The sequence below is a fragment of the Mesorhizobium marinum genome (assembly GCF_040813675.1).
Lineage (GTDB): Bacteria > Pseudomonadota > Alphaproteobacteria > Rhizobiales > Rhizobiaceae > Mesorhizobium_K > Mesorhizobium_K marinum.
Window position 1 is genome coordinate 323,784 of record NZ_JBFOCI010000002.1, and the last position, 17,239, is coordinate 341,022.

The window sequence follows — 17,239 nt, forward strand, 5'->3', positions numbered from 1 at the left end:
CCACTGCGAGCCGGGAGCACGACGGATGCCATCGCTGAGCCTGAGGATCGACCTCGAACCGACCGGGCGCATCGGGCCGGGCAAGATCGACCTGCTCGAACAGATCGCCGCCTTCGGCTCCATTTCTGCGGCGGCCCGGAACATGGAGATGTCCTACAAGCGCGCGTGGGATCTCGTCGAGGAGATGAACAGGCTGTTCGGCAAGCCGGTCGTCGCCGCCAAGACCGGCGGGAAGCGCGGCGGCGGCGCGCAGCTGACGCCCGCCGGCCTCGCCATCGTCACGCGTTTTCGTGCGATCGAGCGCGCGGCGGCGGCGGCGGCGGAGCCGCACATCGCCGCCCTGCAGGCGGAAATCGCCACATCCTGAGCCTTGCCTGAAAAGAAAAACCCGCCGGATTGTCCGGCGGGTTCTTGAAAGGGCGGCCAGCGTTCGGGAGGGGGAGGAACGCCGGCCTTGTCGGCGGCCGGGAGGAGAAGCCGCCGAGATCTCGTCGTTAGCGAGCGCCGCGGGCGATGCCGTGGATGTCGGCACGCGTGATGCCGAGGTCGTTCAGCTCGCGGTTGGACAGGCGGCTCAGCTCGTTCACGGTCTCGCGATAGCGGCGCCAGTTACGGAAGTTACGGATCAGGTTCATCTCAGTCTCTCTTTCTCAGCGTCTTTGGGCTGTTCTCGTTACAGCGCCGAGATAGTGACGAACCCACAGGAATTGAACGGATGCTTTTGCATGGCGGCAATGCAAAACTGCATTGCCGGTTAACGAGTGTTGCATCAGACGCAGGTCAGACCTTGGGCGCGGCTGCCGTCGGCATGTGGCTGCGGTCCGCAAGCAATGCGCGAGCCGCCGCCACGACGTCCGACACTTCCTGCGAGGCGTCGAGCCGGATTGCCTCTTCGTCGGCGGCAGGAGGCTCCAGGTCTGCGAACTGGCTGTCTGTCAGGCTCGCCGGCATGAAATGGTCCCGGCGCATGGCCACCCTGGCGGCGGCGACATCGCGCCCGATGTCCAGGAAGACGAAGCGCACCCTGCCCCCCATCTTGCACAGCCTGTCGCGATAGACGCGCTTCAGCGCCGAGCAAGCGACGACCAGTCCTTCGCCGCGTCGCTGGGCATCCGCGATGCGGCCGGCGATCGCGTCGAGCCAGCCCCAGCGGTCCTGGTCGCGCAGCGGCAGCCCGGCCGACATCCGGCTGATGTTTTCCGGCGGATGGAAGTGGTCGCCCTCGACGAAATGAACGCCGAGCGCCGCGGCAAGCGCGGTTCCGATTACCGTCTTGCCCGAGCCGCTGACGCCCATGACGACGATGGCGGCAGGTGCTTCCAGTGCCCGGCTCGATATCGGCTCCTGCATCCGGCCGTCACCTGCTTGCAGGCGCGCGGCCGTAAAGGAGGAGCATCACCACGATCACCACGCCGTAGATGATCTGCCGCCCGGCCTCCGGCATCTGCATGACCGAGAGGATCGACTGCAGGAGCGTGATCAGGATGACGCCGGCGACTGTTCCGAGGTACGAGCCACGCCCGCCCAGGATCGACGTGCCGCCGAGTACGACCGCGGCGATGGACGGCAGCAGATAGGGGTCGCCCATCGACTGCGCAGCCTTGGAGGCATAGCCGGCAAGCAGCACGCCGCCGAAGGCCGACAGGCCGCCGGCGACCGCGAATGCGGTCATCACGACGCGTCGGGTGTCGACGCCCGAAAGATAGGCGGCGCGCTCGCGGTTGCCGATCGCGTAGACGGATCTCCCGAACGTCGTGCGTGTTAGCGTGAAGACGGTCGCCACGCCGATGAGCGCCCACACGATCACCGCATTCGGCAACCCCGGAATGAGCGAGCCGGTCGCCAGGTAGCGCATCGCTTCCGAAGCGGAATCCTGCGGCGAGAAGCCTCCGGTGTAGACCACCATCAGGCCCTGGGCGACTGCGTTTGTTGCAAGGGTAATGATCATCGAGGGTATGCGCAGATAGGCGACCCCGATGCCGTTGACCAGCCCGATCAGCATTCCGCAGAGTATCCCAACCGGAATCGCCAGGACCACGCCCGCCGGCCCGAGCGCGGCAGCGGCGGACGCCATCATCGCACCGGTCGCCACCGTCCATGGCACAGAGAGGTCGATCTGGCCGAGCAGGATCACCAGCATCATTCCGGTCGCGATAACGCCCAGGAACGACGCCACCTTGAGCTGCTGCAACAGATATTCGGGCGACAGGAAACTCGTCGAGTAGAGGCTGCCGAACACCAGCAGCGCGATGATACAGGCGAAGGATGTCGCCACAGCGGGGTCCACCCGGCGGAGGAATCGGGGCAAGCGGCCCGCAATGCGCCCGGTCGTCATGGCGTCGCTCATCCGAACCACTCCAGCCTGTTCTTGACCCGGAAGAGCGCAAAGGCCCCGAGGCTGACCGCGACGAGCAGAACGACGCCCTGGAAGAGCGGCTGCCACAGCGGATCGAAATCGAACACGAAAAGCAGGTCGCCTATGGTGCGGAAGGCAAAGGCGCCGAAGATGGCGCCAATGGCGCTGCCCCGCCCGCCAAAGAGAGAGACCCCGCCAAGCACGACGGCGGCGATCGAGAACAGCGTGTAGGCGTTCCCGCTCGCATAGGCCGCTTCCCCGGTATAGGTGAAGAAGGTGAGAAACAGACCGCCGATTGCGGCGAGCAGGCCGCCCAGCGTGTAGGCAAAAAACTTGCCGCGCTTGATTGGCACGCCCGACATGTAGGCGGCGACTTCGGACGAACCGGCCGCGTAGGCCGCGCGACCGTAGACGGACCGGCTGAAGGGCACCCAGATGACCAGCACGGCCGCGAGCAGGACCACGAGGCTCGACGGAACCACGCCAAACAGCCGTCCGGTCAGCGCATCGGCAAGGGTTTCATTGACGGATCCGCCAGGGAACGGTCGCAGCAACAGCGCCAGGCCGAAATAGACCGCGCCGGTGGCGATCGTCGCCACGATCGGCTGCAGACGGCCGTATATGACGATCGCCCCGTTCAGCGCGCCGCAAAGGACCCCGACCAGGAGAACCGCCACGACGCCGAGCGCTGTCTCGGCCGGGCCGCCGACGACCAGCCATGAGGCGAGGCAGTTGGTGAGGATGAAGATCATGCCGACCGAGAGGTCGATGCCGGCGGTGATGACGACCAGCGTCTGCGCCATCGCGACGAAGGCGAGGAGCACGCCCTTGTTCGACGCGGTCTGCACCACGTTGGCGGTGAAGCCGGCGGGATGGTTCGCCGTGTAGAGGACGAACATAGCGACGAAGATGCCGAGGGCGAGCAACGTGCCCTTCTGCTCGGCCAGCCAGTAGCGCCATTCGCTCATCNCAGCCATGAGGCGAGGCAGTTGGTGAGGATGAAGATCATGCCGACCGAGAGGTCGATACCGGCGGTGATGACGACCAGCGTCTGCGCCATCGCGACGAAGGCGAGGAGCACGCCCTTGTTCGACGCGGTCTGCACAACGTTGGCGGTGAAGCCGGCGGGATGGTTCGCCGTGTAGAGGACGAACATAGCGACGAAGATGCCGAGGGCGAGCAACGTGCCCTTCTGCTCGGCCAGCCAGTAGCGCCATTCGCTCATCCGTTTGCCCCTGTCATCCTGGCGGCCTCGGCGACGCCGATATTGAGCGCGCTCGCGATCAGCGCATGCTCGGTAATCTCGTCGCCCACCAGTTCCCGCTTGATCTCGCCGTCGTAGAGCACCAGAACGCGGTCGCAGCAGCCGATCAGTTCGTCGTAGTCGGTCGAATAGAAGAGGATCGCGGCGCCCTCCTCGGCCAGACGCCTGAGCAACTGGTAAATCTCCTGCTTGGTGCCGACGTCGATGCCGCGTGTCGGATCGTTGAGCAGGATGATGCGCGGGTGGCGCATCAGCCATTTTGCGATGACCACCTTCTGCTGGTTGCCGCCCGACAGCGCGCCGACCGGGATCTCCATGCCGGCGGTACGGATCGCCAGCAGCTTGACCATCTCGTCGAGCAGCCGATCCTCGGCCTGCCTGTCGATCACGCCATGGCGCGATACCTTGTCCATCGCCGCGAAAGCGAGGTTCTCGCGCACAGTCATCGGCAACATGAGCCCTTCGGTCTTGCGGTCCTCCGGGATCAGGGCCATGCCGATACCGGCGGCGCGCGCATGCGCCGGGCTCCTGATGTTGGCCGGGCTGCCGTCGATGAGCACGCTGCCGGTGCAGCCCCTCAGAACGCCGAACAGCGCGAGCAGCAGTTCGCGCTGTCCCTGCCCGTCGAGCCCGCCCAGCCCGATCACTTCACCCGGACGCAGCACGAAGGAAATGTCGGTCAGCCGGTCCGACCAGCAGAGTTCGCGGCATTCCAGCACCGGCTTCGCGGTCTCCTGCGGGGCCGGCTTGGCGGGAAAGACGTTCTGGTACTCGCGGCCGATCATCAGTTCGACCACCTCGTTGTCGGTCTTGGTGCCCGCGGCATAGGTGGCGATCTTGCGGCCGTTGCGGAACACCGTGCAGTCGTCCGCGAGTTCCGCGATTTCATGCATGCGGTGCGAGATGTAGAGCAGCGCGAGGCCTTCCGACCGCAGCCGCCTGAGAACCTCGAAGACCTTCGACACATCGGCCGCGGTCAGCGCCGACGTCGCCTCGTCGAGGATCAGGATGCGCGGCTTTCGCGCCAGCGCCTTGGCGATTTCAACCATCTGCCGCCGCGACAGCGGCAGGTCCCTGACAAGTGCTGAAGGATGGATGTCCGACGCACCCGCGCGCGCCAGCGCCTCCTCGGCGATCTTTCGCTGCGCCCTCCGGTCGATCATGCCGAACCGGGTCGGCGGATCGGAAATGACGATGTTGTCGGCGACGCTGAGTTCGGGGATCAGCGACAACTCCTGGAAGATGCAGACGATGCCGGCCTGGTTGGCCTCGGCGGGGGACGCGAAGCTGACCTCCCGCCCGTCAAGCGTCATGCGCCCCTGGTCCGGCGCGACGACGCCGGACATCACCTTGATGAGCGTGGACTTGCCTGCGCCGTTCTCGCCGAGGATGGCGTGGATGCGTCCGGCGTGCACCACGAGTTCCGCATCTTCCAGCGCATGCACGCCGCCATAGCGCTTGGACACGCCCTCCATGCGGAAGAGCGGCGTCGTCTCCTGTGGAGCCGAATCCATGGATTTCCCCATCATCCCACGGCCTGGCGCCGCGGCAACCCGCGACGCCAGACAGACCAGGTTACTGGTTCTCTTTCGACTGCCCCATGATTTCCTGGGCGGTGAAGTTGATGCCGCAGGTCGGGAAGGAGTTGCCGACAAAGAAGTTGTCGGACTGGTCGGGATAGAAGTCCTCGCCTTCCTTGAAGTTGGGGTCCTCGACGATCGCCGTGGGAAGCTTGACGGACTGCGGGACCACCTGCCCTTCGAGGGCGGCGATCGCAGTCTTGATGGCCACGGCGACCTGTGCCGGGCCGGTGCCGGCCGACGAGCACTTCAGGCCTTCGCCGGCGAACTTCGCGCAGAACTTGCGGAAGCCGTTTTCCGTCTCGCCGCCGAAGGGCACGAAGGGATGCTTGGCATCGATCATCGCCTGCACGACGCCGGTGTCGCCGCCCTGCGCGGTGATGCCGTCGAAGGCTTTGTGCACGGCGATGGCGTCGGCCGTCGCCTTTTGTGCGGTCGGATCGTCCCACTTCCCGAGCACCTCGACCACGTCCCATTTCTTGCCGGTCGCGGCGAAGGTCTCGTGGATGCCGTCGTGGCGATCGGTATCGACCGACGTTCCGGCCACGCCGCGCACTTCAAGAATCTTGCCGCCGTTCGGCAGATGCTTGTCCAGCCAGTTGGCCCAGAGAACGCCGAGACCCTTCTGGTCGACGTTGACGTTGATCGCGTCTTCGGTGTCGAGAATGTTGTCGAAGGCGACAAGCACCACGCCCGCATCCTTGGCGCGCTTGATGACCGGCGCGAAGGCGGTCGGGTTCTGGGCGTTGACGACGATCGCGTCGAACCCGGAATCGATGAAGTTGTTGATCGCCGAAATCTGCGCCGGCACGTCCTCGCCGGTCGAGACGACCTTGAATTCCTTCAGCTTGGCCGCGACGTCCGGCTGCGCGGCATAGGCCTTGGCCGTCTGGATCATCTGGATGCGCCACGTGTTGGCGATGTAGCCGTTGGCGAGCGCGATCCGGTAAGGCCCTTCCTTGGCGGGATACTTGAAGAACTTGGTGTCGCCGGTCCACGGCACGAAACACTCGGCATCGGCCGCCGGGCCGCTGACGATCTCGGGCTCCGCGATGGCGGACGACGAAAGGAGCATGAATGCAGAAGCAGCGAGCACGCCGCTGACGACGGACTTGATCATCGATTCCTCCCATTGATTGTTCGACAAGCGCTCTGTGTCGCTGTCCTTGCCGTATGCCCTGAGGGCCTTCTCCATCCCGGCCCGGCCTCGCGTCCTCCGCCGCGGGGCTTTTGACATATTTATCCGACAAATCGACCTTGGCAAGCCGACAGCGTGAACTCACGCCCCAACGGAATGATGGTAGCGCTACCATCATTCCGTGTAAAGGGATTTCCGTCAGGAAAACCGGTTCTGAGTCTGGTAGCGCCGCAGGTGCAACCAGAAGCGGTAGCGCTACCGGGTCTGGTCGTGGCCGGCTCCTTGCCCCTCACCTGTCGGCGGGCCGCGCCGTGCTCTCCCGCCGCTTCAAGTCGAAGCCGAGGTCCTTGATCCGGTTCTCGGGCCGCTCGCCGCCGATCGCGGCGAGCGCCATCGTCACCGCCTGGCGGCCGATCTCGTAGCGGTGCGTCCTGATGCTGGTCACCGAAGGGAACGCCACCTGCATCATGTCGAGGTCGTTGAAACCGGTGATCCCGATGGTCTGCGGCACGGCGATCGAGGCGCGATGGCATTCGAACAGAACGCCGAGCGCCAGGTCGTCATTGTTGCAGAAGACGCCGTCGAGCGACGGCATCTTGGCCAGAGCATCGCGAAACAGATCGCGGCCGAGCGTCACGCTCGACAGCACGGGCGTCGTGGTGACCAGTCGGGGATCGAACAGCCCGGCAGCCTCCATCGCCGCGCGATAACCTGCAAGGCGGCGCTGCGAGCGCGGGTCCATGCGCGCGCCAAGGAAGCCGACGCGGCGGTAGCCCGCTTCGATCATGTGGTTTGTGGCAACGCGGCCGCCCTCGAAATGCGAGAAGCCGATCATCATGTCGACCGGATCAGGACCGATCTCCATGATCTGCACGACCGGGCAGCCGGCATTGTCGAGAAGCCTGCGGGCCGCCTCGGTCTGGTCGATGCCGGAGACGATGAGAGCGGCCGGGCGCTGGCTGAGGAAGAGCTGCAGGAGCCGCTCTTCCTCGAGCCCCGAATAGTGGGTGTTGGCCAGCTGCACGCGGAACGGGCTGTCCGACAGGCTGTCATAGATGCCGCGCACGACCTCGGCGAACACGTTGTTGGTCAGCGACGGCACAAGCACGCCAAAGACCTCGGCGCGCGCCGAGGCCAGCGCCCGCGCATTCGGGTCAGGCAGGTAGCCGAGTTCCTCGACGGCTTGCTGGATCTGCTTGCGCAGGCTTTCCGAGACGCGCTCGGGTTCGCGAAGCGCCCGCGACACGGTGATCGCGCCGACGCCGGCTAGCCGCGCGACGTCGGCGATGGTGGGGCGTCCTCCGCCGCGGCGCGTACGGGGCTTCACGCCGGCCCGCCGCGGCGCGTCGCGCCGTCTTGAACGGCTTGTCGCGCCGATCCCTGCACTTCCTGTTCCTCCCGGTTCAGCCTCCTATAGCGCGCACCTCCCGCCAGGCGCCAGCCGGCAACGCTATTTGTGCTCGGCCCGATATGAACCGTCCCAGTCGGCGGATGGCGGCGTGGCCAGATAGGCGTCGAGCCGCTCCTGATACTCGGAATAGAGGCCCTGGAGTTCTGCCGGAGCGGACGCCTTCAAGAGCTTCAGATCGCCCGCGGCGTCCTGGAAGCGCATCGCGCGATAGCCGGCGATGAAGCGGTCGTGCAGGCGCTTCAGGCCCTCGAACTCGGGATCCGTGGCCCGCTCGCGCCCGCCGACCAGCGTATAGACCAGCGTCGCCTCGTCGCGCCCGACCACCATCACCTTGTCCACCTCCAGCATCGCGAGGCCCTTGACCTGGCTTGCCGTGCTGTCGGCGACGAGGTTGCTCAACCCGTAGAGCTTGGTCAGGCCCTCGATGCGCGAACCGACATTGACGCTGTCGCCGATCGCCGAATAGTCGAAGCGCTGCCGCGATCCCAGGTTGCCGACGCAGCAGACGCCGGTGTTGAGGCCGACGCCGATCCGCACCGGCTTCTCCAGCGTCGCATTCAGCACCTTCAGCGCGTCCAGCATCGCAAGGACGCTCTCGCAACCCCGCTGGCGATGGTCCGCGATATCGAGCGGCGCATTCCAGAACGCCATGATCGCGTCGCCGATATATTTGTCGATCGTCGCGCCGTGCTGCATCAGGACGTTGGTCATGGGGGTCAGGAAGTTGTTCAGGAAATCCGTGAGTTGGGTCGGCTCCATCGATTCCGAGATGGTGGTGAAGGAGCGGATGTCGCAGAACAGGATGGTGAGTTCGCGGTTTTCGCCGCCGAGCACGAGCGAATCCGGGTTTTCGACGAGCTGCTCGACCATCGCCGGCGACAGATAGTGCCCGAAGGCGCCGCGGATGTAGCGGCTCTCGCTTTCGCTGAGCAGCAACCGCACGCCGGACGCCACGCCAAAGGCGAGCAGGCTAGCCTGCGCCGGCAGGATTGGCGACAGAAGGAGGTCGTAGTTTGCGAAGGCGAGCCAGCAGCCGCCAATGCTCACCGCCATCGCGCCGGCGGCGATCAGCACATTGGCGAAGGTCGACAGCCAGGGCAGAAAGGCGAGCACGATCAGGCCAAGCGCGACCGCCACCGCGATTTCCAACCCTACCGCCCAGTCCGGGCGCGTCAGGAACTTGCCGTTGATGATCTGGTCGATGATCTCGGCATGGACGAGGACGCCGGGGAAACCGGCCCTCTGTGGCGTCGACACCAGGTCGCGAAGCCCGACCGCCGACGTGCCGATGAGGACAATGCGCCCCTCGATCTGGGCGCCGACCTCAGGATCCGCCTCGCCAAGCAGACGATAGGCCGGAACGATCGGCGACGTCGGGTCGCTCATATAGTAGACCCAGATGCGGCCGTCGGGAGCGGTCGGCACCTCGAGCGCGCCGACCTTCAGCGCCGTCATGCCGGGCTCGCCCGTGTCGAACTCCCCGCTCGCGCCGGTGCTCTTGACCACGACGCTAGACGCCCCCTGGGCGATCCTCAGCGATTCCACCGAAAGCGCCGGGTACAGGTTGTCGCCCTGTCGGGAAACGAGCGGAATGCGCCGCACGATTCCGTCTTCGGCCGGCGGAAAGCTGAACACGCCGATGCCCGGCGCCGCATCGTCGAGGATCGACAGGTTGCGCACTGCGCCAGGGAAGGACGGCAGGTATTCGGCCGGGTTGTCGCCGGCGAAGGCAAACCCGGCTTTCGGCGCGGGCGCGGGCGTATCGATGCCATCCGACAGGACGAGGCCAGCCACGACCGGCGCTTTCGAAAAGCTCAACGCAAGCGCCTTGTCGTGATCGAGATCGTCGGTCGAGCCGGGATAGGTCACCTGGAAGCCCTGGCTTTCCAATTGCGCCACCGCGAGTGCCGGCGAGGTTCTGTCCGGTTCGGAAAACACGATGTCGAGCCCTATCGCGGCGGCCCCTTCGGCAGTCAGCCGATCGATCACCGAGGCGACCACGGCGCGCGACCATGGCCACTGGCCGAGCCGGCGGATGCTCTCGTCGTCGATGTCGACGATGGCGACAGCGCTTTCGGTCGTCTCGCGCGGTTTCAGCTTCTGGTAGGCGTCGAACACCAGGACATTGAGCCGATCGAGCGGGCTGAAGGGCGAATAGGCGCCCGCGATCACCAGCGCGATCATCAAGAGGCCGGTGGCCCAGATCGCCAGGTAGCGCCGACGACGCCCGATATGCAGAAGGCGTGCCAGGAAGTTTCGCATGAACGGCCCCTCGCTCCGAGTGGCACAGTTGCTTGGAGCGCCCGGCGAATCAAGCGGGAAGTGATGCCGGCGGAAATCGGGCCGCATGGCTCGAAACGAGCCCGTCCGGCCGGATCGTTGCAAACGCAACAATCCCGAAACATCGGCCGGAGCAAGCGGCATGCTGCCGATACAGCCTCCCTTCATGGTTGCAACAGAAGGCGCGTGCCCGCATCGCGGAGCCGTCGCGCGAACGCGAACTAATCCGTAGGGGATCGCCGTCATGAACGGAAGAAGCTCCAGACTGGTCTCGACCACGCTTACCGCCCTGCTCTACGCGCAGGGACTGTTCGGGCTGACCGCCGTCGCAGCCGTGGTGCTGAAGGATCGCGTCCTTGACGCGCCCGCGGCCCATACGACGCTCGTAGCGGCCGCGTCATCCGACGCCCAGTTGCGTTAACCGAAGTGGATCGCCGCCGGGCTTCAGGTCTGCGTCGACGGATTTCTGGCCGCTTGGCCTTGCGTCTGTGGCGGATCGAAGCGGTAGCCGGCGCCGCGGATGGTCGCAATGCTCTCGGTATCGAGCTTGCGACGGAGCCTGACGATCCGCGAATCGATCGATCGATCGAACGCGTCGGCGCTCTCGGCCGGCGCCGCAGCCATGATGTCGTCGCGGGTCAGCACCTTTCGCGGATTCGCGAGGAAGAGCCTGAGCAACGCGACCTGGCCGGGCGACAGCTGTTCTTCATTGCCGGAACTGTGCATGACCAGCGCCGCCTTGAGGTCGACCGTCGCATTTTCCAGGACGATCAGGTCGCGCTGCCCCTTTCCGCGCCGACCGACGATGCCGCCGATGCGCGCCGCGAGCTCGCGCTTGCCGACGGGGCTGGGCACGATGTCGGCCGCTCCCAGTTCCAGGGCCAGCACCTTCTCGATGAGGTCGGCATTGCTGGACACCATGACGAAGCTCGGCCCGCCCTCGCCGGCATGTTGCCGAAGAAGATCAGGGTAGCCGCTGGCCGGATAGTTCTCGCCGATGACGGCGACATCGATGTCGCCTGCGGAAAGCAGCGACTGCGACCGCCATTGCTCGCTCGCTTCCCTCACGTCGTAGCCACGCCGCTCCAGATAGTCGGCGAGGCCGTCGTCGAGCTGCGGCGCCAGGCAGATGAGCGCTATGACCGGCCTTCCAACCATTCTCCGACCCGCGGCCTCCCGTTTCCCTTGAAATCGCCCAAAATGAGCGCTGGACATCATGTTTATACCCAATCTACTTTCCTCCGCCGATAGCGGAGGCGAGATTTCCCTGACGCCCAGGATCGCGATAGTCGAGGACGAGCCCGACCTGCGGGATGCTGTCGCCGAATATCTCGGCGCCAATGGCTACGATGTCGTGTCCGCGCGGGACGCCGACGCGATGCGCGAACTGGTCAAGACCGAAACGTTCAACCTCGCCATACTCGACATTGCGATGCCCGGCGAGGACGGCCTGTCGCTTGGCCGCTGGCTTCGCCAGCAGGGATCGATGGGCATCATCTACGCCACCGCCGCGGGTTCGGCAATCGACCGGATCGTCGGGCTGGAACTCGGAGCCGACGACTACATCGTCAAACCATACGAACTGCGCGAACTGCTCGCCCGCGTCCGCAGCGTGCTGCGCCGCGTGCCGAAGCCGTCCGAGATGCCGCCGGTCGCCGACAGGACCGGCGAAAGCGAGCGCAGGATCGTGGCTTTCGGGGATTTTCGCGCCGATCTCGACGGTCGCATGGTGACCGGCCGCGACGGTACGATCGTCGATCTTGCCAAGAGCGAGTTCGACGTACTCGAAGTCTTCCTCACCCGCGCCAACAGGCTGCTCAGCCGCTCGACGATTTCCGACGCGATCGGCTTCGTCGAGGATCCGGACTCGTCTCGCGCCGTGGACATCCGCATCATGCGCCTGAGAAAGAAGATCGAGGACGATCCGGCGAACCCGAAATTCCTGCGAACGGTTCGCGGCGAAGGCTACATCTTCTCGCTGCCGGAGGACGCGCGCTGACAGACCGGCCCATGAAAAGCGAAACGGGCGCCGCCGCGGGATAGCCATGATCGACACGCAGCCGCCCAGCACCGATCCCAGCCTGACTGAACCAGGCTGCACGGTAGCGGCCGCGCGCATCGTGAGACGGTTCCACGAGACGGCCGAATGGCAGCGCATAATCGACGAAGTGCTCGAACTGCTGGCCCGCTCGCTCGGCTGCCATCGGGCGATCCTGTTCCGGCTGCGCGAACTGCCGGGTGAAGAATTCACGCAGTCGATCGCCGCGTACTGGGACGACGAGGCGGTCGTGGCCGGCGCGAACCGCCCCAGGGTGATCTTGCAGTCGGTGGTCAATTCCGATCCCCTGCTGACCCGGCTATCGGCGGAGGTGCGGCAGGGCAAGATGTTCGCCGGCCGTACGCGCGAGATTGACGGCTTCCTGCGACAGGATTTCGAAGGCCAGAGGATCAAGGCTTTCCTTTCGGTGACGATCTTTGCCAACGGCAACCTCTGGGGCACGCTTGCCGTGAACGACTGCACGGTCGAACGGCGCTGGACCGAGGAGGAGAAAGCCGCCACCGAGATCGTCGCCATGGCGATCGGCGCGGCCATCGAACGCTCGCTGTCGGACGCGCATGTCAGCGAGATCATCCGCCAGACCATGCTGCAATCCTCGCTCGACGCCATTATCGTCATCGACGAGACAGCGAGCATCGTCGAGTTCAACCCTGCGGCCGAGCGCATGTACGGCTTCCGGCGCGCCGACATCCTCGGCAAGGACATGATCGAGACGATCGTCCCGCACTTCTACCGGAAGGGATATACGACCGGCGCGGGCTACATGGCCGGGCGCGGCGCGCCGATGATCGGCCAGCGCATGGAGACGGTCACCCAGACCGCCGCCGGCGAGATCTTCCCGATCGAACTCACGGTGACCGAAATGCACGTCGCCGAGCGGCGTTTCTTCTTCGGCTCCATCCGCGACCTGCGCGAGAAGCGGCGCGCCGAAGAGGAGATTAACCGCCAACGCGAACGGCTGCACCAGAACGAGAAGATGGCGGCGATGGGTTCGCTGCTCGCCGGCGTCTCGCATGAGCTCAACAACCCGCTTGCCGTGGTCGTTGCACAGTCCACGCTGCTGCACGAGTTCGCGCCCGACCAGCAGACCAAGCTTCGCGCCGAGAAGGTTCGCGCCGCTGCCGAGCGCTGCGGCCGCATCGTCAAGAGCTTCCTCGGCATGGTGCGCCTGCACCCGACGGTTCCGGCGGAGACAGACCTCAACAGCGCGGTGCGCGGCGCGCTGGAAGTCACGGCGTATGGCGTCCGCTCGAGCGGGGTCGCCATCAACACCGAGTTCGCCGACGGGCCGATGCCGGTACTGGCCGACGCCGACCACATCACCCAGGTCGCGGCAAACTTCCTGGTCAACAGCCAGCACGCGCTTGCCGCGCAGAACGGCGAGCGCAGGATCACCGTGAAGACGTTTCGCGTGAGCGACGGGATCGTCGGCTTCTCGGTCGAGGACACCGGCCCGGGCATTCCGGAAGCCATCCGCCACCGCATCTTCGATTCCTACTTCACCACCAAGCCGGTCGGCGTGGGCACCGGAATAGGCCTGTCGATCTCGAAAGCCATCATCGAGCGTCACAAGGGCTCGATCCGTTTCGAGGAAGTGGTGCCGAACGGCGCGCGCTTCATCGTCGAACTGCCGGCATTCGCCGGCCGGCGCGCCAACGTGGTGCAACAAGAGGCGCGCTCGACGGGACTGCGCAACGCGCTGATCATCGACGACGAACCCGACGTCGCGGCCTCGCTCTCCGACATTCTCGAACTGATGGGGATCAAGTCGCGCGTCATCACGGCATGGGGGTCCGCAGAGGAGGCGCTCGCCGGCTACAACCCGGATATCGTCTTCAGCGACCTGCGCATGCCGGAAGCAAGCGGCATAACCATCCTGCGCAAGCTCACCGCGCTGCGTCCGGACATCGGGCGCCGCTTCGTGCTGGTGACGGGCGACATGGTCGGCGCGCGCGCCGAGATCGGCGCTCTTGCGCCGCACGAGCGACCGCTCGTCCTGGAAAAGCCGTTCAGCACGCTCGACGTTCGCAGCGCGCTCGCGGCGATCAACGACCAGACGCAACTGGCGCACTAGTTTCATGCCGAGGAAAAAGTGGCCCCGCCGGGCAGGTGGCGGGGCTCGAGTTGCGCGCAGGAGGAAAGTGCGCGACAGGGAACGTCTTCATGCGCCTGTTATGACGCGAACCTTGCCGCCGTCCGGACGACCCGAATTCCTGGAAATCGTGGCAAGACAATCCGCATTCTCGGCGCCCCAGGCCTGGCCGATGCAGGCGAGGTCGGCTTGCAGGAGATCGGGTTCCGGGAGACTCGGTCGGGACGCGGGCGCGGCGGCGCGGAGGGCGCCGAAAGAGGCAAAGGCGCCGCTCGTTGGCGGCACCAGCGCCATCGCCAGGAACACCGCGGCCGCGAGGACAAAGAACATGATCATCGGATGGTCGGCGCTGCGCTGGCGCAGCCTTATCGCGGCAACGCCATGGTGCCGCTCGCGCGGCATGAAGTTTCGGTCGAATTCAACGTCGGTGATGGCGGACATGACCTGAGGCCTTTTCGTTTCCATCGGTGGGTGCATGACGAAGATCTATCGGCCGCTTGTTTCCTTCCGATGTTGCGACAAAATGCCCGTGTATCGTCGATGTTTCACGGCATTCAGGCAGATTCGGGCAAAAGGTTCGAGTGCCAGGTTCGGCAACGCATGGGGACGCAGCCTCTCGAACCGGGTTGGCGGGGCCGCGGAGGTCGGGTGCCGGGACTATGCGGCGGGTGGCCGGCCAGCAAGAACGTCCGCCCATTCGGGATGGCGCCTGAACTCGGCTGCGACGTAGCCGCAAAGCGGCGTGATGCGGAATCCCTGCTCCCGGGCGTCCGCGACCGCCCGCCTGATGAGTTCAAGCGCGACGCCGCGACCGCGATAGCGGGGCGGAACGAAGCTGTAGTCGATGGCGATGTGGCCGGGCGCGATCTCGCTGAAGGTCAAGCGCGCCGGATCGGCGTCTGGCAGCCGAAGCAGGTAGACGCCCTGCCTTCCGCTGCGCTCGACCCTGATTGCCGACGCCGCATCGTTCATGCCGGTCGCTCCCGACAAGTGCCGATCTGTCATCGCTTCAAAACGTCGGCCCATTCCGGGTGGCGCCGGAACTGCGACGCCGCGAACGGACAGAGCGGGATGATCGTCTTGCCGGCCGCGCGGGCGTCCTCGACGGCGCGCGTCACCAGGCGCAGGCCGACGCCCTGTCCGCGGAAGGCATCGGGAACCTCCGTGTGGTCGATGATCACCTGCCGTTCGCCGACCTTGGTGAACGTCATCTCTGCTTCATCGCCCGCTGCGCTGCGGAAGACATAGCGTCCCTTGGAGCCGTGGTCCTCGAGTTGGATGTCGGGCCTGTTGCTGGAATCGTCACTCATGCCGCCGCTCCTGCCTTCTGCGCCGATGCGAAAAACCGCTGCGTCGCCTCGATCTCGCCGGTGCGAATTTCGTGCCCGCCTTCGTGCCAGTCAATGGTGGAGCCGGCGCCGGCGGCCAGCAGGTGGTCCTGGAGCCTGGACGTCAGGCCGGGCGGGCAGATCGGGTCGCGCCGTCCTGCGGTGATCAGCACGCGCCGGCCAGCAAGGCTGCCTTTCACCTCCGGGGCGAACGGGATCAGCGGATGCATCAGCACGCTTGCGTCGAACAGGACGGGATCGGCGAACAGAACGGACGCCAGAATGTTCGCGCCGTTGGAGTAGCCGATGCCGAACACCGCGGACGGTTTCGCCGCATCGACATGCGCCCGCACGAACCCTTGCATCTTGGTCGTCGCCCGGCCGAGGTCGTCCATGTCGTAGACGCCCTCGCCGGTTCGCCGGAAGAAGCGCGCGGCGCCATGTTCCGAAACGTCGCCGCGCGGAGCAACGACCGTCGCGGCCGGCATCAGTTCCCGCGCCAGGCCGAGAAACTGGTTCTCGTCGCCGCCGGTTCCGTGAAAGGCGAACAGAAGCGGTCCGCCGGGCGAACCCGGCAGGACCTTGTGGACGTAGTCGTTGGCTGACATCGATGCCTCCGTTCAGTCGCCCAGCGGCTGCAGGTGCTGTTCGAGATAGGCGCGCAGATGTGCATGCTGCGCCGGCAGCTTCAACGCCTCGCCGAGATGGGCCGTGTCCTCGTCACGGTCGAAGCCGGGCTCGTTGGTCGCGACCTCGAAGAGCACGCCGCCCGGAGTCCGGAAATAGATCGCCCAGAAATAGTCGCGATCGATGACCGGCGTAACATGGTAGCCGGTGTCGAGCAGCGCCTTGCGGACCTCGAGTTGCTTCTGCCGGTTCTCCACCGCAAAGGCGATGTGGTGGACGGAGCCGGCGCCGAGATCGGCCATGGCCGCGCCCGGCAGTGTCTCGATGTCGATGATGTCGGCGCCGTTGCCGTTGGCGATGGCGAGACGCTTCACGTTGCCGGCCTGGTCGACGTTCTCGTAGCCCATGAACTTGAGCAGTTCCTCGGTTGCACCGGCATCACGCAACCTGAGCGACGCCGAGTGAAAGCCGCGGATCGCCTGGTCCGCCGGGACGCTTCCCTTGGCCCAGGGCGCGCGGTGGTCGCCCTTCGCCTCGACAAGCGCAAAGCTGTCGCCGTCAGGTCCGTCGAAGTTCAGCCGGTTTTCGCCGAACAGCGTCTCGGCTGTGACGCCGGCGACACCGTCCTTCTCGAAACGTTCCTTCCAGTAGCCGAGCGAACCCTCAGGCACGGAAAACACCGTGGTGCCGACTTCGCCCACGCCCGGCCTGCCCTTGCCTATGTTCGGAAAGGGGAAATAGGTCATGACCGAGCCCGGCGTTCCGACCTCGTCGGCGTAGTACAGGTGGTACACGTCGGGCGCATCGAAGTTCACCGTCTTCTTGACCCTGCGCAGGCCAAGCCTGGACGTGAAGAACGCGTTGTTGAGGCGGGCGTCCTTCGCCATCGACGTCACGTGGTGGAGGCCCTCGATCTGGTTGAGCATCTGTCCTGCTCCCTTCGTTCGTCGCGGCGAACACCGCCGCGTTCCGTGGCCTATATGTCGGATATTCCGCCGTTCACAAAAGGCGACCAATTCAGGATTGACTGTCTACAAGAGTCGAACAATCGTCTCTTGCGTTTTTGAGCTTCATCCAGAGCGTTGCGACTTGCAACCGGCTCCG

The 17,239-nt window shown here is 65.6% G+C and carries 18 protein-coding genes and 1 pseudogene; 4 read left to right on the forward strand and 15 right to left on the reverse strand.

Annotated elements, in window-relative coordinates:
- Nucleotides 1–25 precede the first annotated feature (25 nt).
- Complete coding sequence (locus tag ABUE31_RS07065) at nt 26–367, forward strand: winged helix-turn-helix domain-containing protein (RefSeq protein ID WP_367722825.1); 342 nt, start codon at nt 26–28, stop codon at nt 365–367.
- Nucleotides 368–494: 127 nt separating this feature from the next.
- Here ABUE31_RS07065 and ABUE31_RS07070 read toward each other — a convergent pair whose 3' ends face one another.
- The 9 genes and pseudogenes from ABUE31_RS07070 to ABUE31_RS07110 form a co-directional block, all read right to left on the reverse strand.
- Nucleotides 495–635, reverse strand: a complete 141-nt coding sequence (locus tag ABUE31_RS07070) for a DUF1127 domain-containing protein (protein ID WP_367722826.1) — start codon at nt 633–635, stop codon at nt 495–497.
- Between the two features lie 145 nt (nt 636–780).
- Nucleotides 781–1,350, reverse strand: a complete 570-nt coding sequence (locus ABUE31_RS07075) for a gluconokinase (protein ID WP_367722827.1) — start codon at nt 1,348–1,350, stop codon at nt 781–783.
- Nucleotides 1,351–1,357: 7 nt separating this feature from the next.
- On the reverse strand, nt 1,358–2,347 hold the full coding sequence (locus ABUE31_RS07080; protein WP_367722828.1) for an ABC transporter permease: 990 nt from the start codon (nt 2,345–2,347) through the stop codon (nt 1,358–1,360).
- The gene (locus ABUE31_RS07085) at nt 2,344–3,324 is read right to left on the reverse strand and encodes an ABC transporter permease (RefSeq protein ID WP_367723576.1); all 981 of its coding nucleotides are present in this window, start codon (nt 3,322–3,324) and stop codon (nt 2,344–2,346) included. The genes ABUE31_RS07080 and ABUE31_RS07085 overlap by 4 nt, the downstream gene beginning before the upstream one ends.
- 2 nt (nt 3,325–3,326) lie before the next feature.
- Nucleotides 3,327–3,581, reverse strand: a pseudogene (locus ABUE31_RS07090) (ABC transporter permease); the annotation flags it as partial.
- A complete protein-coding gene (locus tag ABUE31_RS07095) occupies nt 3,578–5,134 on the reverse strand; it encodes a sugar ABC transporter ATP-binding protein (RefSeq protein ID WP_367722829.1) in 1,557 nt (518 codons plus the stop codon). The gene ABUE31_RS07095 and the pseudogene ABUE31_RS07090, both read right to left, overlap by 4 nt.
- Nucleotides 5,135–5,195: 61 nt before the next feature.
- Nucleotides 5,196–6,320: a sugar ABC transporter substrate-binding protein gene (locus ABUE31_RS07100; RefSeq protein WP_367722830.1), complete on the reverse strand. Its 1,125-nt coding sequence runs from the start codon at nt 6,318–6,320 to the stop codon at nt 5,196–5,198.
- A gap of 307 nt (nt 6,321–6,627) precedes the next feature.
- Complete coding sequence (gene gntR, locus ABUE31_RS07105) at nt 6,628–7,665, reverse strand: HTH-type transcriptional regulator GntR (protein ID WP_367722831.1); 1,038 nt, start codon at nt 7,663–7,665, stop codon at nt 6,628–6,630.
- 123 nt (nt 7,666–7,788) lie between these two features.
- Nucleotides 7,789–10,011 (reverse strand): CHASE2 domain-containing protein, encoded by a 2,223-nt coding sequence (locus ABUE31_RS07110; RefSeq protein ID WP_367722832.1) that lies wholly within the window; start codon nt 10,009–10,011, stop codon nt 7,789–7,791.
- A 262-nt stretch (nt 10,012–10,273) separates the two neighbouring features.
- Between ABUE31_RS07110 and ABUE31_RS07115 the strand changes: the two genes are divergently transcribed.
- Nucleotides 10,274–10,450: a hypothetical protein gene (locus ABUE31_RS07115; RefSeq protein ID WP_367722833.1), complete on the forward strand. Its 177-nt coding sequence runs from the start codon at nt 10,274–10,276 to the stop codon at nt 10,448–10,450.
- A 23-nt stretch (nt 10,451–10,473) separates the two neighbouring features.
- Here the strand turns inward: ABUE31_RS07115 and ABUE31_RS07120 are convergent, their stop codons facing one another.
- A complete protein-coding gene (locus ABUE31_RS07120) occupies nt 10,474–11,187 on the reverse strand; it encodes a response regulator transcription factor (protein WP_367722834.1) in 714 nt (237 codons plus the stop codon).
- 58 nt (nt 11,188–11,245) lie between these two features.
- On the opposite strand from ABUE31_RS07120, the gene ABUE31_RS07125 reads away from it, so the two are divergent.
- Nucleotides 11,246–12,028, forward strand: a complete 783-nt coding sequence (locus ABUE31_RS07125) for a response regulator (RefSeq protein WP_367722836.1) — start codon at nt 11,246–11,248, stop codon at nt 12,026–12,028.
- 46 nt (nt 12,029–12,074) lie between these two features.
- The gene (locus tag ABUE31_RS07130) at nt 12,075–14,162 is read left to right on the forward strand and encodes an ATP-binding protein (protein WP_367722837.1); all 2,088 of its coding nucleotides are present in this window, start codon (nt 12,075–12,077) and stop codon (nt 14,160–14,162) included.
- A gap of 87 nt (nt 14,163–14,249) precedes the next feature.
- Here the strand turns inward: ABUE31_RS07130 and ABUE31_RS07135 are convergent, their stop codons facing one another.
- From ABUE31_RS07135 to ABUE31_RS07155, 5 genes are all read right to left on the reverse strand, one after another.
- On the reverse strand, nt 14,250–14,582 hold the full coding sequence (locus ABUE31_RS07135; protein ID WP_367722838.1) for a hypothetical protein: 333 nt from the start codon (nt 14,580–14,582) through the stop codon (nt 14,250–14,252).
- 255 nt (nt 14,583–14,837) lie between these two features.
- Nucleotides 14,838–15,152, reverse strand: coding sequence for a GNAT family N-acetyltransferase (locus ABUE31_RS07140; RefSeq protein ID WP_367722839.1), 315 nt, complete (start codon nt 15,150–15,152; stop codon nt 14,838–14,840).
- 29 nt (nt 15,153–15,181) lie between these two features.
- A complete protein-coding gene (locus ABUE31_RS07145) occupies nt 15,182–15,490 on the reverse strand; it encodes a GNAT family N-acetyltransferase (RefSeq protein WP_367722840.1) in 309 nt (102 codons plus the stop codon).
- The gene (locus tag ABUE31_RS07150; protein ID WP_367722841.1) at nt 15,487–16,116 is read right to left on the reverse strand and encodes an alpha/beta hydrolase; all 630 of its coding nucleotides are present in this window, start codon (nt 16,114–16,116) and stop codon (nt 15,487–15,489) included. The genes ABUE31_RS07145 and ABUE31_RS07150 overlap by 4 nt, the downstream gene beginning before the upstream one ends.
- A gap of 12 nt (nt 16,117–16,128) precedes the next feature.
- Nucleotides 16,129–17,061, reverse strand: a complete 933-nt coding sequence (locus tag ABUE31_RS07155) for a VOC family protein (RefSeq protein ID WP_367722842.1) — start codon at nt 17,059–17,061, stop codon at nt 16,129–16,131.
- Between the last annotated feature and the right edge of the window lie 178 nt (nt 17,062–17,239).